Genomic DNA, 23486 nt, shown 5'->3' with positions numbered 1-23486 from the left:
TGCAACAGTCATCTCCCCTTCGTGTAATTATTTCAATAAACGGGCTTTGCAGTTTTTGCCTTTAATCTTGCCTTGTTGTAATTGCTGTAAGGCACGTTTGGCACTGGCTTTACGGATTGCAACATAGGCATGGACTGGGAACATATCAATCTTACCGACGTCAGCGGCGGTCAGACCGGCCTCACCGGTTAAAGCACCCAAAATATCACCTGGGCGAATTTTTGCTTTGCGCCCACCATCAATGCATAACGTGACCATTTCAGGCTCTAGCATCGCGTTAGCACTACGGCTCACCTGTTCCGCCGGGGTCCATTTCAGTTTTATTTGCAGATAATCTTCAATGGCATGCGCGCGGGACATCTCTTGTGGTGTACACAAGCTAACCGCCAGACCACTCATCCCTGCCCGACCAGTACGACCAATACGGTGCACGTGAACCTCTGGGTCAAAGGCCAGCTCAAAGTTAACCACCAGCGCCAGATCTTTAATGTCCAGGCCTCGGGCTGCTACATCGGTTGCCACCAGCACACGACAACTGCGGTTGGCAAAACGTACCAGCACCTGATCACGGTCACGTTGTTCTAAGTCACCATGCAAAGCCAGCACACTGATTCCACGAGATTCCAATGCTTCATAGACACTTTGGCAATCTTTCTTGGTGTTACAGAAAACCACACAAGAACTCGGCTGATAATGACTGAGAACTGATATCAGTAGCGGCAAACGTTTTTCGCGGGTGGTTTCAAAGAACACCTGCTCAATGGCAGGAACTTCATCGCCATCATCAACTTCAACATTGATTGGTTGGCGTTGAACTCGCGCACTGATTCGTTCGATACCGACCGGATAGGTGGCTGAGAACAGTAGGGTTTGGCGCTGTGGCGGGGTATAGGCAATGACATCGTCGATGGCATCGGTAAAGCCCATATCCAGCATGCGATCAGCCTCATCCAATACCAGAATCTTAAGATCTTCCAGTACCAGTGTTTTCTTACGCAAATGCTCCTGAATACGCCCCGGCGTGCCCACAACAATGTGTGGCGCATGTACCAGTGAATCCAATTGATGCCCCATCGGTTGGCCACCGCACAAGGTCAGGATTTTAATGTTTTGCGTGAAACGGGCCAAGCGGCGCAACTCTTTGCTGACCTGATCAGCCAATTCGCGGGTCGGGCACAGTACCAATGCCTGGGTAACAAACTCACCGACCGCAATTTTATCGAGTAAACCAATACCGAATGCCGCAGTTTTGCCACTGCCGGTTTTGGCTTTCGCCCGGACATCCTGCCCGTTGAGGATTGCCGGTAAAGCCGCGGCCTGTACCGGTGTCATCTCGGTATAGCCAAGTTCATTAAGATTGGACAACTGCTCAGCAGGCAGCGTCAGGGAAGAAAAGAAAGTTGTGCTCACGGCAGTAACTCTTATAACTGGATGGAATGGCAGCGACAGCCTGAAGGCAAGCGCAAGATTTTGGCGCGATAATACCAGAAATGGGGGCATTGCCGGAGTTAAACCGCAAAAAACAGACCAAATACGCAATGCGCTGCGCATATATTGATATCGACTCACTGCCATTCGCCAGATACGCAATCGTTTTCGTTGCCATTTTGCCGTATACTGGCGCCCGTAAAATTGATCGCGCGACAAATAAATGTGCAACTATCCCACTGATGTAGGTACCTAACTATGCTAACTATTGGAACCGCTCTGCGCCCAGGCGCTACCCGTGTCATGTTGCTTGGCTCTGGCGAGTTGGGTAAAGAAGTGGCTATCGAATGCCAAAGACTGGGGCTGGAAGTGATTGCCGTGGATCGCTATGCAGATGCACCCGCCATGCATGTTGCCCATCGCAGCCATGTCATTAATATGCTGGATGGCTCGGCGCTGAAACAGTTGGTCGAACAGGAAAAACCGCACTATATCGTGCCGGAAATAGAAGCTATCGCCACCGATATGCTGGTTGAACTCGAGAAGATGGGCCAACGGGTCGTGCCTTGTGCCGAGGCAACCCGGCTGACGATGAACCGTGAAGGCATTCGCCGTTTAGCGGCAGAAACCCTGCAATTGCCAACCTCTAGCTACCGTTTCGCCGACACTGATAGCGCATTCCGTCAGGCCGTTAGTGAAGTGGGTTATCCCTGTATCGTTAAGCCAGTAATGAGTTCTTCCGGTAAAGGCCAAAGCCTGATCCGCCATGCTGATCAACTGCAAACCGCCTGGGATTATGCCCAACAAGGTGGCCGCGCCGGGGGTGGCAGAGTGATTGTTGAAGGCTTGGTTCGTTTTGATTTTGAAATTACCCTGCTGACAATCAATGCTGTTGATGGCATCCATTTTTGTGCGCCTATTGGCCACCGTCAGGAAGATGGCGACTACCGTGAGTCCTGGCAGCCACAGGTGATGAGTGAGACCGCATTGGCGCGTGCAAAAGCGATCGCGTCTCAGGTGGTGAAAGCTCTCGGCGGTTATGGCTTATTTGGCGTGGAATTATTTGTTTGTGGCGATGAAGTGATTTTCAGTGAAGTGTCACCGCGCCCGCACGATACCGGCATGGTGACGTTAATTTCACAAAATATGTCTGAGTTCGCATTACATGTCCGGGCATTTCTTGGTTTCCCGATTGGCACTATCCGTCAATATGGCGCGGCCGCTTCAGCGGTTATTTTACCTGAATTGACCAGCCAGAATATTGCTTATCATGGCTTAGAAACTGCTTTGGCTGGCGATACGCAAATTCGCTTATTTGGTAAACCTGACATTGCCGGCAAACGGCGTTTAGGGGTGGCGCTGGCCGTCGCTGATGATATCACTACCGCCATCGAAGTAGCGAAACGGGCCGCAGCGGCTGTCGTGGTCAGTGGGTAACCCTCAGCCCGTTCATCTGGTTATCCCATAAAAAAACCCGCCAATTAACGGCGGGTTTAATCCGTTGCTATCCCGAGGTTATCCCTCGTACGGATCCTCAATGTCATCCGCATCTTGCTCATTATCACGGCGATAATCAGATTCATCATGATCATCAAAATCAGTATCTTCAAAGATAGCCATGGCTTGTGGATCATCTTGGTGCCGCTCACGGATTTCTGCGGCCACCAGTGCGATCGCTTCACCACTGCTCATACCTTCCGACATGAATTTGTGAATACGTTCGACAGCTTCTTGCTGTTCCTCATGGGAAAGTGAAGGCATACCCGCTAGCATTGATTCATCTCCAACATATAATTGATTAAGTATACCTGTTTATTCGGGTCTGCGGTGAATTGACTGCCCCAGACGACCCGCCCGCCAATTTATGCTAATCTTCCCTGCGGCTCGCTGCGAACTGCGTCATCGCGCCCCCAATATGTCCATCCGAAAGAAAAGAATAGTGACTCATGAGTGAGAAATCCCTGACCATCAAAGCCTTGCCTTATCAGCCTGACGCCCTGCTCCAACAATTTGCTCCACTCGCCAATCAAAGCTGGGCAATGCTGCTGCATTCGGGATTCGCAGAACATGCCCATAATCGTTTTGATATATTGGTCGCTGACCCGCAGGTAACACTCACCACCCGGGGCCAGCAAACGGAGATAATCAGCGCGCACGGCCGAGTCTGCTCCCCGGCAGATCCCTTCTGTTTATTACAGCAGCAGCTCGATAAATTCGCCTTGCCACTGCCATCACACCCTGACCTGCCATTTCTGGGCGGCGCATTGGGGTTATTTGGTTATGACCTGGGCCGTCGAGTTGAGAAGTTGCCGACACTGGCCGAACAAGATATCGCATTACCGGATATGGCGGTCGGCTTGTATGACTGGGCGCTGATTGCCGACCATCATTTGCAGAAGCTGACGCTGGTGTGTCACGGGGATGCCGAGCAGCGCCTACTCTGGCTACAGCAACAACAGAGTCCTAAAGCTCCCCAGCCATTCACACTGACCAGCCCATGGCAGGCCAATATGTCACGAGCGGAATATGGCGAAAAATTCCGCCAGATTCAAGAGTACCTACACAGTGGTGACTGTTATCAAATTAATCTGGCACAGAGATTCAGTGCTGAATATCAAGGTGATGAATGGCAAGCCTTTCTGTCGTTGAGTCGCAGTAATCGCGCACCGTTTTCGGCCTTTATCCGCTTGCCACACAACGCCATACTGAGTGTCTCGCCGGAGCGCTTTTTATGGCTGGAAAACCATCACATTCAAACCCGCCCGATCAAGGGCACACTGCCACGTTTGGAGCACCCCGAGCAGGACCGCTTGCAGGCTGAACGCTTAGCTAACTCACCGAAAGATCGGGCTGAAAATCTGATGATAGTGGACCTGCTGCGCAACGATATCGGCCGTGTGGCGCAACCAGGTAGCGTGCGGGTGCCTGAGTTATTTGTCGTTGAGCCTTTCCCGGCAGTGCACCATTTAGTTAGCACCATTACCGCGACCCTGCCTGCTGAATGCCCGGCGACGGCGCTGCTTCGAGCCTGCTTCCCCGGTGGTTCAATAACCGGAGCACCGAAGATTCGTGCCATGGAGATCATCGAACAACTGGAGCCACAGCGGCGCAATGCCTATTGCGGTAACATTGGCTATATTAGTTGCTGTGGTACGATGGATACCAACATCACCATCCGCACGCTGTTGACCGAAAACGGCAAAATCTATTGTTCTGCCGGTGGAGGAATTGTGGCTGATAGCCAGGAGCAGGCTGAATATCAGGAAACATTTGATAAAATCGCCCGCATTTTGCCGCAACTGGAAATGCCTGGCTTTGAAAAAGACAGCTTATAAGCGAGCCATTCTGTGAGTGAATTATTTATCGGGCAAACTTTGTCTGAATTTATCAGCCGGTTTCAACTGCAACTGCCCCAAGCTGGCAGCTTTACGGCCAATAGCCACCATGCCGCGGTTTTAATTCCGATAATTTGTCGACCAGAGCCTACTTTGCTGCTGACACGGCGCTCTGATCATCTGCGTAAACATGCCGGTCAGGTTGCCTTCCCCGGCGGCAAAGCAGACAGGGAAGACAGTTCACTGATTGATACCGCACTGCGTGAAGCGCAAGAAGAGGTCGCTATTCCTGCTTCGGCGGTACATGTCCTCGGGCAACTGGCGCCATTAGACAGTTCCAGTGGTTATCAGGTCACCCCGATTGTTGGTTTGATCCCCGCTAATATTGCCTTTCATGCTAATGAAGAAGAGGTGGCTGGTCTGTTTGAAATGCCCTTACACGAGGCGCTTAGCCTTTCACGCTACTATTCTCTGGATATACATCGTGGAGGTGTCAATCACCGGGTCTATCTTTCTTGGTATGAGAGCCAGTTTGTCTGGGGCTTGACGGCGGCAATTATCCGGCGGCTGGCACAACAGGTGAGTATTTAATCTAAAACCATCACTCAAGCATGGGTAATGAGTGACATACCTCACAGCGTTGCCGCTAAAAAAGCTGAATTACAGCATAAAGCGATCCCTATCACCCCATCACATCGATTTTTACTCTATTTTCCCTGCACAACCATTTTAAAAAAACTGTAAACTGGCCTGTCAGCGTTATGAAATATCTGTAAAATAACATTCATCACTATAAACCACTAAAAATGTAAGGTTAAAACCTGATAGTGAGCGCTACTGATGTCATCCTAAGCTGTTCTCGATTTAGTTCGTGGGTGATAACACAGGCGGACACCATATGTAGTTAATTTCATATGGTTTTTGATCGTTTTTTAGCCCTAAATTGATCGTGATATGTAACTGTTGCGGCATCAAATCGATGCGGCTAACACCAGTAGGACCCAAATAAACAAGGGTCTGTGATGGCAATACTTCATGTATAAATATTTATCATGCGAAGTAACCTGCTGCTATCCACAGAACTCTTATACTTAATATAGATATTCTCAGTCACATTCATATGCACTGGGAATAACAAAATGCGTTGTTAAGGAGTTATAGCGTGATTAGCGTTTTTGACATGTTTAAGATTGGTATCGGTCCATCCAGCTCTCATACTGTTGGGCCAATGAAAGCTGGCAAGGAGTTTGCTGATTTGCTGGTGACTCAGGGCCTGATGCCATCTGTCACGCGTGTTGCCGTTGATGTTTACGGCTCACTCTCATTGACAGGGAAAGGTCATCACACCGATATCGCCATTATTATGGGGTTAGCCGGCAATATGCCTGACACCGTGGATATCGACAGCATCCCAGCCTTTATCCGTGATGTGGGATTAAGCCAGAAATTGATGCTTGCCAATGGGTTGCGTGAAGTTGATTTCCCACGGGAAGGCGGAATGGTGTTCCGCAGCGATAATCTGCCACTGCACGAAAATGGCATGCAAATCCACGCCTTTGCCGGTGATGAGAAAGTCCTGAGCAAAACTTATTATTCAATCGGTGGTGGTTTCATCGTTGATGAAGAGCATTTCGGCAAAGCTGCGGTAAATGCCGTCAGCGTGCCCTATCCATTTAATTCTGCTGAAGAAATTCTGGCAAACTGCAAGCAAACCGGCATGTCTATCTCCGGTATGGTGATGCAGAATGAGCTGGCGATGCACAGCAAAGAAGAGATTGAAGCCTATTTCACCGCTATCTGGCAGACCATGCGCGCCTGTATTGATCGCGGTCTGAACACCGAGGGCGTATTACCGGGTCCTCTGCGTGTACCGCGCCGTGCCTCCGCATTGCGCCGCCTGCTAGTCTCTTCCGATAGCCTGTCCAGTGATCCAATGAACGTTATTGATTGGGTCAATATGTTTGCACTGGCAGTTAATGAAGAAAATGCGGCGGGCGGGCGTGTTGTTACCGCGCCAACCAACGGCGCTTGCGGTATCGTCCCCGCAGTGCTGGCCTATTACGACCACTTTATTGAGCCGGTCACCCCGGAAATCTTTATCCGCTATTTCCTGTCATCAGGTGCTGTCGGTATTTTGTACAAAATGAATGCCTCTATTTCTGGCGCTGAAGTAGGCTGTCAAGGTGAAGTGGGCGTTGCCTGCTCAATGGCAGCCGCGGGTCTGGCTGAATTACTGGGTGCCAGCCCAGAAAAGGTCTGTATTGCCGCTGAAATTGGCATGGAACACAATTTGGGGCTGACCTGTGATCCGGTTGCCGGCCAGGTACAAGTACCTTGTATTGAACGTAATGCCATCGCATCAGTAAAAGCCATTAACTCTGCACGTATGGCGATGCGCCGCACCAGTGATCCACGCGTCTCCCTCGATAAAGTTATCGAAACCATGTTTGAGACCGGTAAAGATATGAATGCTAAATACCGCGAAACATCCCGTGGCGGTCTGGCTATCAAAGTGCAATGTAATTAATTTATTACATTGAAAAAATCGTGTTCATCAAGGGGATGCTGGCGCGCCCCTTGATGCACAGTAAAAGATTAAAAATGGCTGTTATGCCTGGCAACCAAAACATGCGGGAATGCAACATATCTCACAACACACAGACCAATCAATATCTCCTTGAGGTATTTGAGGCTGAGTATCGCACGCTTTTTTATTTACCTCAGCGGCGATGGGGGTCGATAATGCATCACTAAGCGCCCTTGACGCCGTCTCCTGGCCGAATGTACCAAATGAAGACAGCATTAATACAAGAACAAAAACTATCTTTCTCATAGAACCTCCATCACAAGCGGGTCGAATGGTGAAAATATAGGTTATACGGCATCAAAAACAGAAAGTTAATTTCTATTTTTGCATTTTAAAATAGATTAAAACCAATGTTTTAAACTGTTTTTAATGCCTACTTAAATTCTGTTTAAATACCCAGATAACCGCGTTGAGCATTAGTTTGCTTAAGTGATTTTAAGCATAGTATATATCCATTGATTTAGCGTTATTATTTTAAATAATTATGCCTTGTTTCCATTCACACATAAAATAAACATAACCCGTTGATTATAAATAACTTAATGAGTAATTCTTTATTTTAATAGTCATCAGTATTTACTGGGGTTTAGTATTATTGCTTTCGTTATTATATATATCAGCTTTATTTAAATTGCGAATCTGGAAAATTAAATAATAATAAAAAGCAGAATTAACTATAATTGTTTAGTCTATTAAAAAATAATTAATAGTATGATGAGTATTATTTGTCAGTCTGATCATTTAAAAATCATTAGACTGACAAATTGAACGAACTAAAAAGCGCTGAAATATCCATTAAAAAATGCGGGTCACCTTAAGATGACCCGCATTAGCCGAAACTCTTTTCGTTGTTAGCGTTTTACTCTTCCAGTTCGTTATTCAGTTTGGTGATTCGCACTAACTCGATACGGTAATCCGAAACCTCCATAATCTCAAAACGCAGGTTATGCAGTTCAACCACATCCCCGGCGGTTGGCATATGGCCTGAGTGAGACAGCAGCATCCCGGCGAGTGAGGCATAATCGGCGGTCGGGCTTACCAGTTCCTGACAGTCCAGAGCCTGTTCCAGAGAGTGTAAATCCGCGCCCCCTTTCACCAACCAGCCATCACCGTCAGTGATAATGTCTGGTGTTTCATCTTCATCCGGGAACTCACCGGCAATGGCTTCCAACACGTCAAGTGGTGTTACCAGACCCTGTACCACACCAAATTCGTCATTGACCACCACTAAGCGGCCTTTTGCTTTGCGTAATACACCCAACAGATTAATCACGTCCATGGTATCGGGTACCACAATCGGTGGCGTTGTCGCCGCGAACTCACAAATAGAGTCACCTCGCTCAATGGCAACTAACAGATCTTTGGCGCGAACCACGCCGATTATCTGATCCAATGAATCACGACAAACCGGGAACAAACTGTGTGGTGTATCTAAGAGCTGCTCACGGATCTCCTCTTGTGAGCGATTACAATCGACCCAGGATATCTCTGTCCGTGGTGTCATCACACTACGCATCGAGCGGGATGCCAATGTCAACACACCACTTATCATATAGCGCTCTTCTTGTGCAAATGCCTCGGTAGGTATCATCTGTTGCGAGTCACCATTTTGTGGTTCCTGCTGCTGACGCCCCCCCATCAAACGAATGATGGCTTCAGCCGTGCGCTGGCGTCTTGGCAAGCGTGACTCATGCTTAATGAAATTACGGCGCGCAATCTGGTTAAACAGCTCAATCAGAATAGAGAAGCCAATTGCAGCGTACAGATAGCCTTTCGGAATGTGGAAACCAAAGCCTTCAGCAATCAGACTCAGGCCAATCATCAGCAAGAAGCTCAGACACAGCACCACCACCGTAGGGTGGGCATTGACAAATCGGGTCAGTGTTTTCGATGCCAACAACATCACGCCCATGGCGATGACAACCGCAGTCATCATAATCGCCAAGTCATTCACCATCCCCACCGCAGTAATCACTGCATCGAGTGAGAATACAGCATCCAGCACCACAATCTGTGCCACTACCGCCCAGAAGCTGGCATAGCCTCGATTGGCACTGTCATCGTGCTGGTTACCCTCCAGCCGTTCATGTAGCTCGGTGGTGGCTTTAAATAGCAAAAACAGCCCCCCCACCAGCAAAATAAGGTCGCGCCCCGAGAAATTAAAACTGCCGACACTAAACAGTGGTGTCGTCAGCGTGACCATCCAGGAAATGACCGACAACAGCCCCAGGCGCATTATCAGCGCAAGCGACAGCCCGATAATTCGCGCTTTGTCTCTTTGTTTGGGGGGGAGTTTATCAGCCAGAATGGCAATAAAGACCAGGTTATCAATACCCAGAACAATTTCCAGCACCACCAGTGTCAATAACCCTGCCCAGATTGAGGGGTCCATTAGAAATTCCATGTCAGACTCCGAAAATAAGAACACGATTTAGATGATGTGCGCACTGCAACAGATACAGCAAAACGCCGTAGCACGGTTGTCAGTATAGATACGCAGAAAGATTGGGTGAGATTGTACGCAGCAAAGGTGCGTGATTGAGTAACCAGATTTAAACCCACTGGTTGGGTATTAACGCTAAATAAACAGTAACTTCGGTGACAGTCCATAGGGAGAGCTGAGGCCCTTAACTCCTGACAATTAATAGAGCCGTTAACTTTATCAGGATTTTTTTTATCAGCATAGGGGGATTTATTACCTGACCCACGATAAACAGTCATCTCATCACCTTAAGGTTCATCATCAGCCGCGCTTCTATTTTTCTATACCTGAAATTTATCCCTCGCCGAAAAGTGGTTATGAATCAATTTTTATACCGATTACACAAATAGTTAACACAAAAAGTCTAATATGGCGCTAGCAGCCCAACTGAATACATCAATGTCGTTTATATAACTGTTGATTAATTACCCAAGTAAGCTAAATCATTCATAACATGTCCGAATAAATGAACAACGTCACATAATTTATTTTTTCACTGACTAAAATAAATCACATCCAACAACATTAAGCGGCCTACTTGAATCGATTCATTTGTGTTGCGAATAAATCATCAGCAGTACGCTGATATTGTGACTATCATAATAGATTCAATGTATACCGAAGTGCTGTGGGTGATTACTGGATTTTCTGTTACGTGCTAGGACTCAATTCTGAGTTAACAGAGGGGGTAGCGAGTGAGTATAGCTATTATCATCGGCACACATGGGGCTGCGGCAGAACAACTGCTGAAAACAGCTGAAATGATTTTAGGCGAGCAAGCTAACGTCGCTTATATCGATTTCGTCCCCGGTGAAAATGCCGAAACGTTGATTGAGAAATACAACGGTAAATTGACCGGGCTTGATACCAGCAGTGGTGTTCTATTCTTGGTTGATACCTGGGGTGGTAGCCCGTTTAACGCTGCCAGTCGAATTGTTACTGATAAAGAAAATTATGAGGTCGTTGCCGGGGTTAATATCCCGATGCTGGTTGAAACCTTTATGGCTCGTGATGATAACCCATCATTTGCTGAATTGGTTAACATCGCGGTGCAAACCGGTCGTGAGGGGGTTAAAGCATTAAAAACCGTCGAACCTGATGTGGATACCACTCACCCGCAATCCCCTGCCGCTGCACGTAAAGTCGCGGCCCCAGCCGTCGCTTTAGGTCCCAATGATCATATGAAGATTGTGTTGGCGCGTATTGATGACCGTTTGATACATGGTCAGGTCGCCACCCGCTGGACCAAAGAAACCAACGTAAACCGCATTATTGTCGTCAGCGACGAAGTTGCTGCCGACAAAGTGCGCAGTACATTGCTAAAGCAAGTTGCTCCTCCCGGCGTCACCGCGCACGTCGTTGATGTTGAAAAAGCGATTCGCGTCTATGACAACCCGAAATATGCCAAAGACAGGGTCATGCTGTTATTTACTAACCCAACTGACGTCGTCCGTATGGTTGAGGGTGGTGTAGACATCAAGTCAGTCAATATCGGTGGTATGGCATTCCGTCAGGGTAAAACCCAGGTGAATAATGCGGTCTCCGTTGATGAAAAAGATATTGAAGCTTTTAATAAATTAAATGCCCGTGGTATTGAGCTGGAAGTTCGGAAAGTCTCTTCGGATAGCCGACTCAAGATGATGGATTTAATCAGCAAACTTAATAAATAGCTTTATTAAAAACTACGTAGAAAGGTAATGCCCTGTTCTGTTTGGAACACGGTTATTTTTACTCAGCTTTTTTGGTCATAGGAGAAGTACAATGGAGATCACAACTCTTCAGATTGTGCTGATATTCATAGTTGCATGTATCGCCGGGATGGGCTCCATTCTGGATGAGTTCCAATTTCACCGTCCCCTGGTCGCTTGTACTCTGGTAGGTCTGGTTTTAGGTGATATGAAAACCGGTATTATTATCGGTGGTACCTTGGAGATGATCGCGCTCGGCTGGATGAACATCGGGGCCGCAGTAGCTCCTGATGCCGCGTTAGCCTCGATTATCTCTACTATTCTGGTTATTGCAGGTGGCCAAGACATCGGTGCAGGTATCGCACTGGCTATTCCGCTAGCAGCAGCCGGTCAGGTATTAACCATTATCGTCCGTACCATTACTGTGGCCTTCCAGCACGCCGCCGACGGAGCCGCCGAACGTGGCAGCCTACGAGCGATAACCTGGATCCACATTTCAGCCCTGTTCTTGCAGGCGATGCGTATCGCTATCCCTGCCCTGATCGTTGCCCTGTCTGTTGGGACATCTGAAGTTCAGATGCTGCTCAGTTCGATTCCTGATGTGGTTACCAGTGGCCTGAATATCGCCGGTGGTATGATCGTCGTAGTAGGTTACGCCATGGTTATTAACATGATGCGTGCCGGCTACCTGATGCCATTCTTCTACTTAGGTTTCGTGACCGCCGCATTTACCAACTTCAACCTGGTGGCATTGGGTGTTATTGGTGTGGTTATGGCCCTTCTTTATATCCAGCTCAGTCCTAAATACAACAAGTCTCAGGTTGTACAGTCTGGCCCGTCCAATAATGACCTTGATAACGAATTAGACTAGGAAAAGGTGAGAGAAATGGTTGATACAACAACTGTGCTTGATAAAACCACAGCGACTGGTGAAAAGAAACTCACGCCTGCTGATATTCGCGGGGTGTTTATCCGCTCTAACCTTTTCCAAGGGTCGTGGAACTTCGAACGTATGCAGGCGCTGGGGTTCTGCTTCTCAATGGTGCCGGCGATCCGTCGTCTATACCCTGAGAACTCGGAAGAGCGTAAGCAGGCAATCAAACGTCATTTGGAATTCTTCAACACCCAACCCTTCGTTGCCGCGCCAATTCTGGGCGTAACGCTGGCGATGGAAGAGCAGAAAGCCAATGGTGCCGAGATTGACGATGCGGCAATTAACGGGATCAAAGTCGGTCTGATGGGGCCGCTGGCAGGTGTCGGTGACCCAATATTCTGGGGTACTGTGCGCCCGGTGTTGGCAGCTCTCGGTGCCGGTATCGCAATGAGCGGCAGTTTGCTTGGCCCATTGCTGTTCTTTGTACTGTTTAACCTGGTACGTTTGCTGACCCGTTATTACGGTGTGGCCTATGGCTATAAAAAAGGCGTCAATATCGTCAGCGATATGGACGGTGGCCTGCTGCAAAAACTGACTGAAGGGGCGTCTATCCTCGGCCTGTTTGTTATGGGGGCCTTGGTTAACAAGTGGACCCACGTCAACATACCGGTGGTGGTATCCAAGATAACCAATCAGAATGGTCAGACCACAGTAACTACGGTGCAAACCATTCTTGACCAGTTGATGCCAGGTTTGGTGCCATTACTGTTAACGTTCGGCTGTATGTGGCTATTACGTCGTAAAGTTAACGCGTTGTGGATTATTATGGGCTTCTTCGCCATCGGTATCTTCGGTTACTGGATTGGCTTCCTGGCACCTTAATGTTCTGATTAGATTTGGTAAAAACCGGGGGTTTACTCCCGGTTTTTTTTAGGATAGATACCAATGCCCAATAGATTTCAAAGTGCAGGAAGGTGGCAGCAACACACCTGTGGTTTGAAAGATGATGGGGATGTATATCTTGGGAGTTGTTGCATGTCGGTTACTGATCTCGTTTTAATTGTTTTTATCGCCCTACTGCTCGCTTATGCTATTTATGATGAATTCATCATGAACATGATGAAAGGGAAGACCCGACTGCAAGTTCACTTAAAACGTAAAAGCAAAATCGACTGTGCCATCTTTGTCGGACTGATAGCTATCCTCATTTACAATAATGTCATGGCGAATGGTGCACCGTTAACCACCTATTTATTAGTGGGTTTAGCGCTCATTGCGGTTTATATCTCTTATATCCGTTGGCCCAAATTATTGTTTAAAAATACCGGTTTCTTCTACGCTAATGCTTTTATTGAATATAGCCGAATAAAAAGTATGAATTTATCTGAAGATGGAATTTTAGTCATTGATTTAGAGCAGCGCAGATTATTAATCCAGGTTAAACAATTAGATGATCTAGAGAGAATTTATAATTTTTTCCTTGAAAATCAACAATAAACAAACACTCCTGGGAAATGTGTCTATTGAGTGCCTACTTAACTGATTAATTTCCCAGCAATACTCTTGTCTCTTCTCCTGCTTATTCCCACATTGTTATCGATGTTTATATGTACTATTTCGCACAAAACTCTCGATAATGAAAATCATTATCAGTAATAGTGGTTTGTCTTATTATCTTTGGGGTTGTCGATATAATAATTTATATGTTAAGGTTGCGCCGTTCATGGGGAGTAGCCGGTTTCTGTGCAATTGTACCTAACGTAATTGAAGGGTATTTATTGATAAGCAGAAACGCCCGTATCAACATACTCGTTTCATCTATTGAAACGTGGTACGGGTAGCCAGGTAAGGTTGGCGAGACCATAGACACGTAGCTCCGTCGTTAGGTTGGGGGTGGGTTACGTGTATATGGAGCCGCCCGGCCGAGTTTATTGCTATGAATCTATCTGCAACTCTTATCCTTGCTTTTGCTATGTCTATGGATGCATTTGCTGCATCTATTGGTAAAGGCGCCAGTCTACACCAACCCCGTTTTCGAGAAGCACTACGTACTGGCCTTATTTTTGGCGTAATAGAAGCTATTACCCCACTCATAGGTTGGTGTATCGGCCTGTTCGCCAGTCAATATATTCTGGAATGGGACCACTGGATTGCTTTCAGTCTGCTGTTTATTCTTGGTTGCCGCATGATTTTTGAGGGTGCGAAACAACAAGTTGCAGAGACTGAAAAAATGCGCAGCCACAGCTTCTGGGTTTTGGTCATGACCGCAATTGCTACCAGCCTTGATGCCATGGCAATTGGTGTCGGTTTAGCCTTCTTACAAGTGAACATTGTCCACACCGCCATGGCGATCGGTCTGGCAACCATGATTATGGCTACCTTAGGTATGCTGATTGGCCGTTATATTGGCCCATTATTGGGTAAGCGTGCCGAAATCATTGGTGGGATAGTCTTGATAGCGATCGGCTTTAATATTCTGTATGAGCACATCTATCGGGTCGCTTAATGGCTAAAACGCGTCTATTCTGCTGATAAAATCATTGGGCAAAAAAAACCCCGCATTCAAAGAATAGCGGGGTTTTTTATGGTTCAGATGCCGCTTAGCAAACGGGCATCAACCTCTGATTAGAAGTCCATGGAAACAGACAGTTTTAGCTCACGCGGATTACCTTGGTACATATAAGTACCGGTATCTTCAACCGACTCCCAGTAACGTTCGTTGGTCACGTTCTCGAGATTCGCACGCCAGATCAGATTGGTCTCTTTCAGCGGCATGGTGTAACGCATGCCCAGATCCAAACGGGTCCATGGTTTTAGTTTTAAGGTGTTTTCCTGGTTAGCATACTGCGAACCAGAACGTGTGACAGTACCCGTAGCCGTCAAACCTTCTACTGCTTTAATATCGTACTCACCGCCAAACACTAACTGATAGCGAGCCACACCCACAGCATAATTACCATTATTTTGGCTGCTTTGCGCTTCGGTCAGTATCGGGTCCAACCACACGGCACTACCTAACAGACGAGTACCAAATACCGGTTCACCGAATACGTTCAGTTCAACGCCGCGGTTACGCTGTTCACCCCCCAAGGCGTAGATATTGGTTGTTGCATCAATGGCACCGGCAGGTCTGGTGATTTCAAACAGAGCCAAGGTACCGCCATAGCGTTTGTTATCGAATTTCACGCCGACTTCATTCTGTTTAGCATGAATAATGCCAGTAACATTACCCGCATTGGCGGTATACCAAGGCGCGACCTTCCCCGGCGATAATGCTTCAATGTGGTTAGCATACAGGGAAACATTTTCCCACGGTTTAACCAACAAGCCATAAACTGGTGTCACTTTCATGGCATCTTGCACGTTTTTACTGTCTGGTACACCACTGTCAAAATTGCGAATAACCACTTCCTGACGGCGTAGCCCCAGCATCAGCTGCACTTTATCATCCATTGCCGACAGGGTATCCGACACCGAGATGCTACTGGCCCGAACCTGACTGTTTAGTGTTGGGTCTTGATTAGGGCTAGCAAAAGCAGTTGGGGGGAATGGGATTACCCCTGGGTTATAGATATTGGTGTCTACTGGTCCTGACATATTCCAGGCAGATTTAGCCGTTCGGTAGTTAGCGGCATAACCGAGATTCATCTTATGGGTTACTGGGCCGGTTTCAAAATGACCACGAATCCCCCCTAAACCAGCAATAGAGTCAGAAACATAAGGCACATACAGGCGGCTGATGGTGGCGTTGCCATTATTATCAGTCAGCGTTGGTGAGCCATATTGCCCGGTTTCGTCATTGTGGCTGGCACCGAGGGTACCGTATACCGTCCAGTTCTGGCTTAAATCATACTCACTACGCAGCATACCGAAGGTGGTTGCCATATCGGTATAGACCCACTGCTGACCATAGTTTAAGGTGGCTGCCGGTGGTTCTGGAATCACCGTCGCACTACCAATGGCAACATCAGTACGCATACCGTGAACGGTCTGTTTTTGATATCCAATATCTAAAGAAGTACGGGCGCGGTCACCACGGTAATCCAAACCGGTAGAGAGTGCGGTCGTGCGCTCGTTCTGATCATGAATAGCCGTTTCGCCTTCGCGGTGCAGCACATTAACCCGCACACCGAATTGGTCATTGTCACCAAAGCGGCGACCGACATCCAGCGCACCACCAACCTTGGCAGAAGAAGTATAATCCACGCTAACACGCGTCAATGGGGTATCACCGGCTCGTTTAGGCTCCAGGTTAATCATCCCACCCACACCGCTGCCGCTCGGCGAAATACCGTTCACAAATACGTTCGGGCCTTTAAACACTTCAACCCGCTCGACCATACTGGTATCAACCACCTGACGTGGCAGTACGCCGAACAGACCGCCGAACGAAATATCATCCCCATCGAGATTAAAACCACGAATACGGAAGTTCTGTGAAGCATTACCGTAGCCGCGCACGTTCTGTACTGAAGCATCGTTTTTGACCACATCAGCCAGTGTCCGCGCTTGCTGGTCTTCTACCAATTTAGATGTGTAGCCAATCACGTTAAAAGGTACGTTACGCGCATCTTGCTGCCCCAGGAAGCCAATACGCCCACCGTTAGCTACCTGACCGTCCAGATAGGTTGGAATAAGATCATTACCACCGGCACGGAAGGTCTCTTGCGTCCCGACCACAGTAATAGTATCCGTTGTTTTGCTGCTATCAACCTGAGTGGCATCAGCTGTTGTGCTAGCCTTTTTGCTGCTTTCAGCCGTATTGTCTGTGGCTGTTGCTGCCCATACAGATGCAGACAAAGTCCCTAATGCCGCACCGATCATGACGCACAAAAGACGTGGTGCAAGCCGCTTCTGATTTGCGCAGGTAGAGATAGTTTGATTCATCGTGTTGATGCCCCTGAAGTTTGCAATTTTGTTAATAATGAGAATGCTTATTATAAGGATTCAGAATTATCCTGATAACAGTTGCCGATGCAAGCACTTCTGCATTTCTGCGGGGTTATTTTTTGTATCGTGAAAAAATTAGATCAGTTATGTAATGAACATGATCTCGGTCGGTAATCTTATGGCCCAAAATGAGGGGAAATGAAATTAAAGGGAAATGATTGCGTAAATTACTTTTATATACGACCAGACTAATTACCCCTTCCCTACTTAAGTCAATTTTTATGGGTTATTCACGCCAACCACCCCCTATTATTAATAAGGCGATTTATTCTTTCTCCCTGTTATATTGACATCAGTTCCTTACCTGAAGCCCCGTAGTGACAGGCTTGATAAGCGTAACCCTCATATCCATTACAATTCTTATCGTGTATTTATTTCTGGTAAGAAAATTCTCATTACCTAATTTCATCTGTTAGCGATAGACTGCTACATTACTTTTACCGCAATAACAGATTAACCCTTCTGGCTCTCGATCCGCTCAGCCAAAGGTGGCTGAATATTAATTCAAGGAAATACAGGAATGGCTTTGCATCCAGCATCATTTGACGATCATATTTTCCGGCTCTTGATTGAAGCCGTTGATGACTACGCCATATACATCATTGATGCTCAAGGACATATCCTCACTTGGAACAGTGGCGCAGAACGCAATGCCGGTTACGCTAGCGAAGAAGTTATTGGTCAATCTTTCGAACTGTTTTATACCCCAGAGGATTTGGCGAACAAATTACCGGCCAAAGGGCTGCAACATGCCAATCAGTTTGGCCACTATGAAACCCAGGGCTGGCGGGTGCGTAAGAATGGTAAACGTTTTTGGGGCAATATTACGCTGAGTGCGCTGCATGATTCAGACCATATTTTGCAGGGATTCGTCCATGTCACCCGCGACTTGACGGATAAATGGCAGCGCGAAAATGCGCTGCGAAAGAGTGAGGAACAGTTTCGTCATCTGATCAGTGAAGTTGAAGACTATGCTATTTACATGACCGATACTCATGGCCGAATTCTCACCTGGAATAAAGGTGGAGAACGGAATGAAGGCTATACCAGTGATGAAATAATCGGTGAACATTTTGCGTTGCTGTTCACACAGGAGGATATTTCTGCTGGCGTGCCGGAGAAATCACTCGCCAAAGCCACCGCAGAAGGTAATTACCAGAGCGAAGGCTGGCATGTGCGCAAAAACGGTATTCGCTATTGGGCCAGTGTGGCAATTAACCCAATGCATGATGACAGTGGCAAACTGTTGGGTTTTACCAAAATTGTCCGTGATCTCACCGAGCGTCGTCAACGAGAAGAAGCACTGCGCATCAGTGAAGAGCGTTTTCGCTTAATGGTTGATACTGTTGAGGATTACGCTATTTTAATGCTTGATCCCTGGGGCCGGGTCAATACCTGGAACCACGGTGCTGAACGGAATATTGGCTATGCCAGTAATGAGATAATTGGTCAGCATTTCGGTTGTTTCTTTTTACCCGAGGATATTGCCGCCGGGTTACCGGAGAAGTTGCTGAAGACCGCAGCATCGACGAGCCGAATGGAACGCGAGGGCTGGTTGGTTCGCAAAGATATGACGCGCTACTGGGCAGTGACAGTCATAACAGTTGTCCATGACAATAATGGGAAACTTCTCGGTTATGCCGAAATAATCCGTGATATGAGTGAGCGCAAACAACGCGAAGATGCACTGCGCGCCAGTGAGGTCGCACGTTATGAAGAGCGCGAGCAACTGCATCGGGTGTTGTCATCTATCCAGGAGGGGATTATCTCCCTCGACACAGAAGGCCGTGTGGTACTGATGAACCCCAAAGCCGAAGAGATGACCGGGCGTAGCCAAAATGAATCCTGCGGTTTACCTATTGAAGACGTTTTTATTTTGTGGTCTCCGTTGCAAGATAAAAATCAGTTAGTTGCCTTCAATCAGTGTTTGGCCGAAGGGCGCAATACCTTATTGCCAGAAGGCAGCCAGTTGTTATCAAGCCAAGGAGAACGGCAAGAGATTCGCTGTTCTGCCTCGCCGATCCGCGATCGTGACAATATACTCACCGGCGCGGTCGTGGTATTTCAGGATGTGACTCGCGCCCGCCATGCACAGCGCGAACTGCAATATCAGGCCAATCATGACATGCTAACTGGCCTGATTAATCGGCGTCGATTGGAAGAGCGGCTCACCCAATCAATCAGCCAATTGGGGGACAACGAGCAGCATATCCTCTGTTATGTCGATTTAGACTATTTCAAGGATGTTAACGATACCGCAGGCCATGAAGCTGGGGATATGGTGCTGAGAATGGTGGCACAAACCATGCAACAAGCCGTTCGTGAAAATGACATTGTCGCCCGTTTAGGTGGCGATGAGTTTGCTATCGTGTTGTTTAATAGTCAAAACAAGCCTGCAACAGACATTCTGGAATCTGTGGTTGCCGATATTGCCGCCATCCAATTTCATTGGCACGGTCAATCGTATACATTTACCGCAAGTCTGGGCGCCGTCCCGCTAACTCGCCAAACTGAGAATGCCGCACAAGCCATGCGTCAGGCAGATATCGCCTGTTATGCAGCAAAACACGCAGGCCGTAACCGGCTATCACTCTCACTCTAAACACCTTCTGGTCTGGGTGGCGATGACTGCCACCCACTCATCAAATTGATCAATCATCAGAAGCGCATTAACTCAATCGCCCTTAATGACATAATTTTAGCAGGGTTATTGGTTGGTATGTCGCGCAATTAGACTTTGGTCAAAATATCGCTGTCAGTGCTGTGCTATATAAAGATAATCATCTTATAGCTTGGAACAAATAGATATGCCGTACTTTACGGTTAGTGTTGTTTTGCATAATGCAGTGGACGGCGATTACGAGTCACTTAATAAGAAAATGATTGATGCCGGCTTTACCCGCCTTATTGGTCGGGAAAAAGTCTATAAATTACCTGAAGGGGAATTCAATTATGGCAGCGGCACACTAAACAAACAAGAAGTTGCTGATTTAGCACTAAAAATTGCCGAGGAGGTACGGTTTATACCCTCTATACTGGTGACTGAATCCGGTGGTCGAACCTGGCGAAACTTAGATCTTAAATAAGCCACTTCAGTAAATATAAAAAAACCATGAATTTGACTTAAGTTAATTAATGATTCTACACCAGGGAATGTCACACTATAAATATATTAAAATAATAATGAGAGTTTACCTTAGGGGAGTTAGCTAATATTAAGGTATTGGTGATTATTAAAAATCAAATCTGGATTGATATAATTTATATAAGACTCGTGGCCCGAACACTGTCAGGCCAAGGCTAACAACATAGACTATTGGTCACTGCTCACGGCTGCAATTTCAGCCGCAGGCTCTTCTCTGCGGCGGTGCAACGCAATGACAAAGTCAGTTTCACAGATAAATGCCTGCCGCGCAGCCAACTCCTGCCCCATCTCGATTGATGCCCGCCAGGCAAAAGGGGTCATCTGCAATAAATTAAAACTCTGCTTACCCGGAAGTTTCATTTCATAAGCCAGTTTTTCGCAACTCAGCAAGTCAAACCCCTCAAGGTGCTCTTGTGCATCACCGTGGAGTTGTACTTCTGGGTAGATCAGTGCTTTTAACTGATAGAGATGACGCGGCCCAGGGGCAACAGTAACCACAATCCCGCCAGGTTTCACGGTACGTGATAACTCCGCCGCTTTGCACGGTGCATAAATCCTTAATACCGCATCAAGCGAATTATGGGCAAAAGGTAAGCGATGGCTGGAAGCTACACAGAAGCTCACCTGTTGGTAGCGCTTTGCGCCATACCTTACGGCGACTTTTGCCACATCTAAACCGAAAACAGCCATTTGACGCCGCCGATTTAACCTATCTGCCACAGCGCCGGTGTAATAACCTTCACCACAACCGATATCCAACAACATGGTGGCATCCAGTGGTAACGTGGCATCCAGAAGCTCGCAGACCCGCTGCTGCAAGGGCTGATAATATCCCGCATCAAGAAATACCCGCCGGGCCTGCATCATCTCCGGGCTATCTCCTGGTTGTTTCGATCCCTTGTGCTGCACTGGCATCAAATTGACGTAACCCTCTTTGGCGCAATCGAACTGATGATTATTGCTGCAACGCCACTGCTGCACGCTAAGCTGCAAAGCCTGATGACAAAGGGGGCACTGATAAGACATGGTTGATTTCCAGATGACAGACAAATAACCGCCAGAATCGCGGACAGACACGGCGTTAGTCTAAAGAAGCACTTCCACCGTTGCAAGCCACTGTTTAACGCCATAAATCGGTCGAATATCAGCTATGGTGTACCATCCCTGCTGGAATAGCGTCAGGTTCAACATTCATGGTGCGCAAAATTTGCCCCATAATATCGCTAAATACCGGGGCAGAAACCGCGCCGCCATAGTATTTGCCGCCTTGCGGATTGTTTATCACGACCACCAAGGCAAAACGGGGTTGGCTGGCAGGCGCGACACCCGCGGTATAAGCCACATATTTATCAATATACTGGCCATTTGGCCCAATCTTCTTAGCAGTCCCCGTCTTAACGGCAACCCGGTATCCCCTGACGGCTGCCTTCATTCCGCCACCGCCGGGCAACGCCACACTTTCCATCATATGTTCCACTTGCCGCACCAGAGCCTCGGGGAATACCCGTAGCCCTAACACCGGAGGATCGACCTTAGTAATCGATAATGGCCGATAAATACCGAAGCTGCCGATGGTGGCATAGACTCGAGCCAGTTGCAGCGGCGTCACCATCAAGCCGTAACCGAAAGAGAAGGTAGCGCGATCCAGATCACTCCAGCGTTGTCGCTGTGGCATTAACCCGCTACTTTCACCGGTAAGGCCTAACTGAGTCGGTTTTCCCAAACCAAACAACGCATAGGTTTCCATTAATGCCGAAGACGGCATTGCCAATGCCAGGCGAGAGACGCCAACATCACTTGATTTCTGCAATACGCCGGTCAACGATAGCGCGGGATAAAAACCTACATCTTTAATTTGGTGCCCACTCAGCACATAAGGATGGGTATCCAGTACGCTGTCTGGCTTTACCAGATGATGTTGTAATGCGGTCATTACCACCATCGGTTTGACTGTCGAACCCGGCTCAAAAATATCGCTGATAGCCCGATTACGAAAATTCTCTTCCGCCGTGGCGGCGCGGTTATTCGGATTAAAGGTGGGATAGTTGGCCATCGCCAAGACTTCGCCAGTATTAATATCAATAACCACTGCGGAGCCAGAATCAGCCTTATTAAACATGACAGCATTGGTCAGCGCATGGGATGTTTCAGCCTGCAAACGCTCATCAATACTGAGTTCAACATTCTGTCCCGGGTGGCTATCAGTAGAAGAGATATCCTCAACCACTCGGCCAAAGCGATCTTTACGTACCACTCTACTGCCAGCCGTGCCACTTAATAGCGAGTTAAAGCTCTTTTCTACGCCTTCAATACCCTGGTCATCTATATTAGTGAAACCAATTAAATTGGCCGCCACATCACCGGACGGATAAAAACGCCGTGACTCCGCTTTGGTCGCGATACCGGGCAGTTTCAAGCGTTGAATGTACTCAGCAACATTAGGTTCAACTTGTCGGGCAAGATAGATAAAACGGGCATTGGGGTTTTGATTGATACGGTTGATTAATTGGCCTATTGGCATATTGAGTTCCTGTGCCAATGCCTGCCAGCGTTCGGTAGTACCTACCCCGCCTTTTTCCAGTACCGTTTTGGCATCAGCCCAAATGGCCTCGACCGGGACACTGACCGCCAACGGATGCCCGCCACGATCAGTTATCATACCGCGTGTATTGGGTGTTGCCACCACACGCACTGAACGCATATCTTCTTCTTTTACCAGCGGGTCCGGTTCAATAACTTGCAGCCAGGCAACCCGTGCCAGCAGGCCAAAAAGTGACATTAAAATACAACTACACAACAAGCCAAAGCGCCAACGAATAAAGTTGTTACTGTCAGTTTTTGGTTTAGGAATCATTAAGATCAACCCTGGAGAATAGCGTGCATCATAGCTGCCATTAAACCCTATCCCAGACACTAACGGGTGCCAAAACAGTGATACAAGATGCATTATTTTGCAACAATTCACTAACGGCGATTTAAAAGAAAAGGTGACTGGTC

Annotated in this window: 18 protein-coding genes and 1 riboswitch; of the genes, 11 read left to right on the top strand and 7 right to left on the bottom strand. The window is 47.6% G+C overall.

Going from position 1 to position 23486, the window contains the following annotated elements; translation table 11 throughout:
- Positions 1-27: 27 nt before the first annotated feature.
- On the bottom strand, positions 28-1410 hold the full coding sequence (gene dbpA / locus V1956_RS11925; protein ID WP_442825154.1) for an ATP-dependent RNA helicase DbpA: 1383 nt from the start codon (positions 1408-1410) through the stop codon (positions 28-30).
- Positions 1411-1686: 276 nt separating this feature from the next.
- Here dbpA and purT point away from each other — a divergent pair, with 276 nt between their 5' ends.
- Positions 1687-2865, top strand: a complete 1179-nt coding sequence (purT, locus tag V1956_RS11920; protein ID WP_372559207.1) for a formate-dependent phosphoribosylglycinamide formyltransferase — start codon at positions 1687-1689, stop codon at positions 2863-2865.
- Positions 2866-2943: 78 nt separating this feature from the next.
- Here purT and V1956_RS11915 read toward each other — a convergent pair whose 3' ends face one another.
- Positions 2944-3201, bottom strand: a complete 258-nt coding sequence (locus V1956_RS11915) for a YoaH family protein (protein WP_083158598.1) — start codon at positions 3199-3201, stop codon at positions 2944-2946.
- A 173-nt stretch (positions 3202-3374) separates the two neighbouring features.
- On the opposite strand from V1956_RS11915, the gene pabB reads away from it, so the two are divergent.
- From pabB to V1956_RS11900, 3 genes are all read left to right on the top strand, one after another.
- Positions 3375-4763, top strand: coding sequence for an aminodeoxychorismate synthase component 1 (gene pabB / locus V1956_RS11910; RefSeq protein WP_442825153.1), 1389 nt, complete (start codon positions 3375-3377; stop codon positions 4761-4763).
- A 12-nt stretch (positions 4764-4775) separates the two neighbouring features.
- Positions 4776-5354 carry a CoA pyrophosphatase gene (locus V1956_RS11905; RefSeq protein ID WP_083158596.1) on the top strand — a complete coding sequence of 193 codons (579 nt, stop codon included), beginning with the start codon at positions 4776-4778 and terminating at the stop codon, positions 5352-5354.
- Positions 5355-5925: 571 nt separating this feature from the next.
- The gene (locus V1956_RS11900) at positions 5926-7290 is read left to right on the top strand and encodes an L-serine ammonia-lyase (RefSeq protein WP_083158595.1); all 1365 of its coding nucleotides are present in this window, start codon (positions 5926-5928) and stop codon (positions 7288-7290) included.
- Between the two features lie 81 nt (positions 7291-7371).
- Here V1956_RS11900 and V1956_RS11895 read toward each other — a convergent pair whose 3' ends face one another.
- Entirely contained in the window at positions 7372-7566 is a 195-nt protein-coding gene (locus tag V1956_RS11895; RefSeq protein WP_442825808.1) for an ST-I family heat-stable enterotoxin, read from the bottom strand.
- Positions 7567-8209: 643 nt separating this feature from the next.
- Positions 8210-9754, bottom strand: a complete 1545-nt coding sequence (locus V1956_RS11890) for a TerC family protein (protein ID WP_372559210.1) — start codon at positions 9752-9754, stop codon at positions 8210-8212.
- A gap of 773 nt (positions 9755-10527) precedes the next feature.
- On the opposite strand from V1956_RS11890, the gene manX reads away from it, so the two are divergent.
- The 5 genes from manX to mntP all read left to right on the top strand — a co-directional run bounded on the left by manX (position 10528) and on the right by mntP (position 14900).
- The gene (gene manX, locus V1956_RS11885) at positions 10528-11502 is read left to right on the top strand and encodes a PTS mannose transporter subunit IIAB (protein ID WP_372559211.1); all 975 of its coding nucleotides are present in this window, start codon (positions 10528-10530) and stop codon (positions 11500-11502) included.
- A gap of 91 nt (positions 11503-11593) precedes the next feature.
- Complete coding sequence (locus V1956_RS11880) at positions 11594-12391, top strand: PTS mannose/fructose/sorbose transporter subunit IIC (protein WP_004701713.1); 798 nt, start codon at positions 11594-11596, stop codon at positions 12389-12391.
- Positions 12392-12406: 15 nt separating this feature from the next.
- The gene (locus tag V1956_RS11875; RefSeq protein WP_083158592.1) at positions 12407-13276 is read left to right on the top strand and encodes a PTS mannose transporter subunit IID; all 870 of its coding nucleotides are present in this window, start codon (positions 12407-12409) and stop codon (positions 13274-13276) included.
- Positions 13277-13429: 153 nt separating this feature from the next.
- On the top strand, positions 13430-13891 hold the full coding sequence (locus V1956_RS11870) for a DUF986 family protein (RefSeq protein WP_420074786.1): 462 nt from the start codon (positions 13430-13432) through the stop codon (positions 13889-13891).
- Positions 13892-14107: 216 nt separating this feature from the next.
- A riboswitch (yybP-ykoY riboswitch) is annotated at positions 14108-14320 on the top strand.
- A gap of 10 nt (positions 14321-14330) precedes the next feature.
- On the top strand, positions 14331-14900 hold the full coding sequence (gene mntP, locus V1956_RS11865; protein WP_420075324.1) for a manganese efflux pump MntP: 570 nt from the start codon (positions 14331-14333) through the stop codon (positions 14898-14900).
- Between the two features lie 119 nt (positions 14901-15019).
- Here the strand turns inward: mntP and V1956_RS11860 are convergent, their stop codons facing one another.
- Positions 15020-17281, bottom strand: a complete 2262-nt coding sequence (locus tag V1956_RS11860) for a TonB-dependent receptor (RefSeq protein WP_420075325.1) — start codon at positions 17279-17281, stop codon at positions 15020-15022.
- A 583-nt stretch (positions 17282-17864) separates the two neighbouring features.
- Here V1956_RS11860 and V1956_RS11855 point away from each other — a divergent pair.
- Positions 17865-19946, top strand: a complete 2082-nt coding sequence (locus V1956_RS11855; RefSeq protein ID WP_442825152.1) for a PAS domain S-box protein — start codon at positions 17865-17867, stop codon at positions 19944-19946.
- Between the two features lie 205 nt (positions 19947-20151).
- On the top strand, positions 20152-20430 hold the full coding sequence (locus tag V1956_RS11850) for a hypothetical protein (protein ID WP_442825151.1): 279 nt from the start codon (positions 20152-20154) through the stop codon (positions 20428-20430).
- 227 nt (positions 20431-20657) lie between these two features.
- On the opposite strand, the gene rlmA is transcribed toward V1956_RS11850, so the two are convergent.
- Together rlmA and ftsI are read right to left on the bottom strand one after the other, a co-directional pair.
- The gene (rlmA, locus tag V1956_RS11845; protein WP_442825150.1) at positions 20658-21515 is read right to left on the bottom strand and encodes a 23S rRNA (guanine(745)-N(1))-methyltransferase; all 858 of its coding nucleotides are present in this window, start codon (positions 21513-21515) and stop codon (positions 20658-20660) included.
- A 118-nt stretch (positions 21516-21633) separates the two neighbouring features.
- Entirely contained in the window at positions 21634-23343 is a 1710-nt protein-coding gene (gene ftsI / locus V1956_RS11840; RefSeq protein ID WP_372559215.1) for a peptidoglycan glycosyltransferase FtsI, read from the bottom strand.
- Positions 23344-23486: the final 143 nt, after the last annotated feature.

Source organism: Yersinia sp. 2540 StPb PI (assembly GCF_052217165.1).
Taxonomy (GTDB): Bacteria; Pseudomonadota; Gammaproteobacteria; order Enterobacterales; family Enterobacteriaceae; genus Yersinia; species Yersinia enterocolitica_E.
Note: the sequence above shows the minus strand (reverse complement) of the source record. Positions and strands in the feature narration are given on the sequence as shown.